Annotated in this window: 4 protein-coding genes; 1 reads left to right on the top strand and 3 read right to left on the bottom strand. The window is 63.5% G+C overall.

Annotated elements, in window-relative coordinates; translation table 11 throughout:
* Positions 1-2,008, top strand: a 2,008-nt coding sequence (locus Q0S71_RS20145; protein WP_295999830.1) for an efflux RND transporter permease subunit, incomplete at its 5' end; no start/stop codon positions are given.
* A gap of 95 nt (positions 2,009-2,103) precedes the next feature.
* Here Q0S71_RS20145 and Q0S71_RS20150 read toward each other — a convergent pair.
* The 3 genes from Q0S71_RS20150 to Q0S71_RS20160 form a co-directional block, all read right to left on the bottom strand.
* Positions 2,104-2,295 carry a hypothetical protein gene (locus Q0S71_RS20150; protein ID WP_295999831.1) on the bottom strand — a complete coding sequence of 64 codons (192 nt, stop codon included), beginning with the start codon at positions 2,293-2,295 and terminating at the stop codon, positions 2,104-2,106.
* Positions 2,296-2,380: 85 nt separating this feature from the next.
* The gene (xerD, locus tag Q0S71_RS20155) at positions 2,381-3,340 is read right to left on the bottom strand and encodes a site-specific tyrosine recombinase XerD (RefSeq protein ID WP_295999833.1); all 960 of its coding nucleotides are present in this window, start codon (positions 3,338-3,340) and stop codon (positions 2,381-2,383) included.
* A 528-nt stretch (positions 3,341-3,868) separates the two neighbouring features.
* A complete protein-coding gene (locus tag Q0S71_RS20160) occupies positions 3,869-4,855 on the bottom strand; it encodes a TRAP transporter substrate-binding protein (protein ID WP_295999832.1) in 987 nt (328 codons plus the stop codon).
* Between the last annotated feature and the right edge of the window lie 122 nt (positions 4,856-4,977).

Below are 4,977 nucleotides of genomic sequence, written 5' to 3' on the forward strand. Positions count from 1 at the left end.
GAAGTTCTTCGGCTTCACGCTGAACTTCCTGACGCTGATGGCGCTGTCGCTGTGCATCGGCCTGCTGATCGACGACGCCATCGTGGTGCGCGAGAACATCGTGCGCCACCTGGGCATGGGCAAGAACCACCGCCGCGCGGCCGAGGACGGCACCAATGAAATCGGCCTGGCGGTGATGGCCACCACCTTCGCCATCGTCGCCGTGTTCATCCCGGTGGCCTTCATGCAGGGCATCATCGGCCGCTTCTTCCTGCAGTTCGGCATCACCGTCGCGGTGGCCGTGCTGGTGTCGCTGTTCGTCAGCTTCACGCTCGATCCGATGCTGTCGTCGGTGTGGCCGGACCCGGTCAAGGACCGCTTCAAATACCTGCCGTGGCTGGGCCGCTTCATGCACTGGGTGGAAGGCGGCATCGAGCGCCTGCACGTGGTGTACGGCAAGGTGCTGGGCCTGGCGCTGCGCTGGCGCAAGCTGACCCTGGCCTTCGCCGCGACCCTGTTCGTCGCCAGCCTGATGCTGGTGCCGATGATAGGCGGCGAGATGTTCCCCGACCAGGACAACGGCTGGATCAACCTGCACCTGAAGACCCCGGTCGGCTCCAGCCTGCAATACACCGACCTCAAGGTCCACCAGGTCGAGGACGCCCTGAAGGCCTTCCCGGAAATCGACAGCCGCGTCGTCGTCGTCGGCACCCAGGACGGCCGCAACCAGGCGCGCGTCGACCTCAAGCTGACCGACTTGAAACTGCACCACCGCCGCTCGCAGAAGACGCTGGAAAAACTGATACGCGAACGGCTCGCGCCGATCGCCGGCATCACCCTGTCGGTCGGGCAAAAGTCGATCTTCATCGCCATCCTCGGCACCGACGAGGGCAAGCTCGACGACGTGGCCCACCAGCTGATGGACAAGATGCGCCGCATCAAGGGCGTGGCCGACCTCGAATACAGCCAGGAGGGCGCCAACCCGTCGACGACGGTGAAGATCAACAACGAGCTGGCCAGCGACCTCGGCCTGTCGGTGCAGCAGATCGGCAGCGCGCTGCGGCCCTTCGTGGCCGGCGACACGGTCAGCCACTGGCTGGCCGGCGATGGCCAGAACTACGACGTCAACGTGCAACTGCCGAAGTCGGGCCGCGAAAAGATCGCCGACCTGGCCGACCTGTCGCTGGCGTCGAGCAAGCTGGGCGCCGACGGCAAGCCGGTCATGGTGCCGCTGCGCCAGGTGGTCGACTTCGTGCCCTCGTCCAGCCCGCAGGTCTTGAAGCGCCAGGCCTTGCAGCGCCGCGTGGCCGTCTACGCCAACGCCGAGGGCCGGCCTTCGGGCGACGTCGACGCCGACGTGCAAAAAGCCATCAAGTCCATCGTGCTGCCGGCCGGGGTGCGCTTCGACGTGGCCGGCAACGCCCAGCAGATGCAGGAAACGATGACCTCGGCCATGGCCGCGCTGGGCATCGCCGTGATCTTCATCTACCTGGTGCTGGCGTCGCAGTTCGGCAGCTTCCTGCAGCCGATCGCGATCATGATGTCGCTGCCGCTGTCGCTGATCGGCGTGCTGGTGGCGCTGCTGGTGACGGGCAGCACGCTGAACGTGTTTTCGGTGATCGGCTTCATCATGCTGATGGGCCTGGTGACCAAGAATGCGATTTTGCTGGTCGACTTCACCAACCACGGCCAGCGCGACGGCAAGAGCCAGTATGACGCCATCATGACGGCCGGCCAGGTGCGACTGCGCCCCATCGTGATGACGACGCTGGCGATGGTGTTCGGCATGCTGCCGATGGCCATCGGCATGGGCGACGGCGGCGAGACGCAGGCGCCCATGGGCCGCGCCGTGATCGGCGGGGTGCTGACGTCGACCCTGCTGACGCTGGTGGTGGTGCCGGTGGCCTACACCTATCTGGACAGCTGGGGCAAGCGCGCCAAGCGCTTCTTCAAGGGAGCGCCGGAGGCGCCGGTGGCCGTGCCGGCGCATGCGGTGGACACGACAGCGGACGTCGCCGAAGTGGCGTGACGGCCGGCGCTATCGGCAGCGCAAGCCGGTAGTGCAATTTGACGGCGCAATCGAAAACCGGGCTCAGGCCCGGTTTTTTTACGCCTTCGAGGGGCTTATTCGGCCGCCGGCGCGCTGTCGCCGTCGGTGTCCGGCGCGCCGTCTTCGCCGTCCTCGTCCTCGGGCGCGCCCTCGCCGCCACCGGGAGTGCTCTTGAGCTCCGCCTTGCGCTTGGCTTTTTCATCGGCCTTTTTCTTCTTTTCGAGTTCGCGCTGCCGCTTCTCATATTGGAAATTTGTCTTTGCCATTTGCTACCTCTATATTCACGATGTGGACTTACATAAGTCACATTATGACGCAGATATGACGGTCACAACTATTTGCGCTGTTGCGCTAGCGCGGCGCGCGGCCGCGGGGATGGTGTTCGGCATGCAGCCGTTGCAGCCGTTCGCGCGCCACATGGGTATAGATCTGCGTCGTCGAAATGTCGGAATGGCCCAGCAGCAGCTGCAACACGCGCAGGTCGGCGCCGTGGTTGAGCAGGTGCGTGGCGAAGGCGTGGCGCAGCGTGTGCGGCGACAGCGGCGCATCGATGCCGGCCCGTTGCGCGTGCTTCTTGATGAGCACCCAGAACATCTGGCGCGTCATGGCGCCGCCGCGCCGGGTGACGAACAGGGCGTCGTCGACCTGGCCGTCGAGGATGACGGCGCGCGCTTCTTTCAGGTAGCGCTCTATCCACAGCCGCGCCTGCGCGCCGAAAGGCACCAGGCGCGTCTTGGCGCCCTTGCCGACGATGCGCAGCACGCCGTCGTTCAGGCTCAGCTCCAGCGTCTTCAAGGCCACCAGCTCGGACACCCGCAAGCCGCTGGCATACATCAGTTCGAGCATGGTGCGCTCGCGCAGGCCCAGCGGCGTGGCGACGTCGGGCGCGGCCAGCAGCGCCTCGACCTGGGCTTCGCTGAGCGTGTGGACGAAGCGCGTCGGCTGGCGCGCCGAGGCCAGCTTCAGGCAGGGATCGACGCTGATGCTGTGCTGGCGCAGCGCGCGCTGATAAAAGCGGCGCAGCACCGACAGGCGCCGGTTGGCCGAGCTGGGCTTGCTCTCGGCCTCGTGGCGGGCGGCGACGTAGGCGGCCAGGTCGGCGGCCGCGACGTCGTGCAGGCCCAGCCGCGGCCGCGTCACCTGCAACCAGCGCGCAAACAGGCGCAGGTCGCGCCGGTAGGCTTCCAGCGTGTTTTTCGACAGCCCGTCCTCCAGCCACAGGCTGTCGCAAAAGCCGTCGATCAGCGCCAGGTCGGCGGGCGCGGCGGCGGGCGCATCGGCGGTATCGGACCCGGCTGGCGCATCGGCCATCCCGGCCGCGGTGGCGCCACTGGTCTGTTGTATTTTCATCGCATCAGTCTAGCGTAAAGCCGCCGTTTTGCGCGGCTGGGCGGGGACGAACAAAACCCCAGACGAAAAAAAGCGCACCTTACGATGCGCTTCCAAGTCTTGCGTCACGTTCCCGGCGGTTTAGCGTCCGCTGTAGCGCGCTTATGGCGGCCTTCAGCGGTACTACTAACTGCTTCTGTAGAACGTGTGTCTCCTCAATATATTGCCGGCATTGCGTGCCGTGTTATATACACTCCCCACTAAATCGTGTTCCGTGCCTGCCCTTGGACCTGTTTCGCTCCCTCTTCAGAGAGATATATCCTTGAGCGCGACGCCATCATAACTGATCTGAATGTCTTTTTTCCACCTTTTTTTGTCGCACTGTGGCGTATTTAGTTGAAGACTCAATTATTTTTTAACCCTTAGCAAAATTTGTGGTAATGCAAAGTGATTAAACAATAAAAGTTGTCAATATTGTCCTGAACAGGCCGGCCGGCGCCGGCATGGCGCTTACTTCGCGCCTTCCTTGTTGATGGCCTCGATCAATTCCTTGCCGATGCGCTCCTCCATCGCCTTTTGCACCGGCAACAGCACGCGGCGCCATTCCGACTGCTCCTTCACGCTCAAGGTGTAGACCTCGCTCTTGCCGGCGCTGCGGATGCCGGCCAGCGCCAGGTCGTTGTCGCGCTGGGCGATGGCTTTTTCATAGGTGGTCGCCTCGCGCATGGCTTTTTCCAGCGCCGTGCGTATGGCCGGCGGCAAGCCGTCCCAGAAGCGCTTGTTGACCACCACGGCGTAGCCCAGGTAACCGTGGTCCGACAGCGTCACATACTTCTGCACCTCGTACATCTTCTGGGTGTACATATTCGACGGCGGATTTTCGGTGCCGTCGACGACGCCGGCCTTGAGCGCCGCGTAGACCTCGGAAAACGGCAGCACCTGCGGCGTCGCGCCCAGCGCCCGCATCTGCGCGTCGAGCACCTTGGACGACTGGATGCGCATCTTCAAGCCCTTGAAATCGGCCGGCGTGTGCAGCGGCCGGTTGGCCGACATGATCTTGAAGCCGTTGTCCCAGAACGCCAGGCCAATGATGCCCTTGGGCTCTAGCTTCTTCATCAGGCCCTTGCCGATTTCACCCTCGGTGACGTTGTACAGCGCCGTCTTCGACGGGAACACATACGGCAGGTCGAACGCTTCGAATTCCTTCACGCCCAGCGGGCCGAATTTGGCCAGCGACGGCGCCAGCATCTGCACGGCACCCAGCTGCAGCGCTTCCAGTTCTTCCTTGTCCTTATACAGCTGGCTGTTTGGATAGACTTCGACCTTGACGCGGCCGTTGGTGGCCTTCTCGGCCAACTGCTTGAAACGCTCGGCGGCCTGGCCCTTCGGCGTATCGGTGGCGACCACGTGGCTGAATTTGATGACGATAGGCGCCTGGGCGTGGGCATTGAAGCTCAGAGCGACGCTCATGGCCAGTAGAACGGATTTCAGTTTCATGGAGTCTCCAGAAGGGTTTTAAATTACACTATTGTTGTAGTTTGACCGATTCTTACCAAAAGTGACAAGGGGTGCAACTGTGGATAACCACAATGGTGCCGCCCCCCCAAGGCTTTACCCTG

It is taken from the genome of Rugamonas sp., assembly GCF_025354735.1.
Classification (GTDB): domain Bacteria; phylum Pseudomonadota; class Gammaproteobacteria; order Burkholderiales; family Burkholderiaceae_D; genus Rugamonas.

Bases quoted from the DNA above. Each gene is read 5' to 3' on its own strand.
- Q0S71_RS20150 (WP_295999831.1), bottom strand. From the start codon at position 2,295: ATGGCAAAGACAAATTTCCAATATGAGAAGCGGCAGCGCGAACTCGAA.
- xerD (WP_295999833.1), bottom strand. From the start codon at position 3,340: ATGGCCGATGCGCCAGCCGGGTCCGATACCGCCGATGCGCCCGCCGCC.
- Q0S71_RS20160 (WP_295999832.1), bottom strand. From the start codon at position 4,855: ATGAAACTGAAATCCGTTCTACTGGCCATGAGCGTCGCTCTGAGCTTC.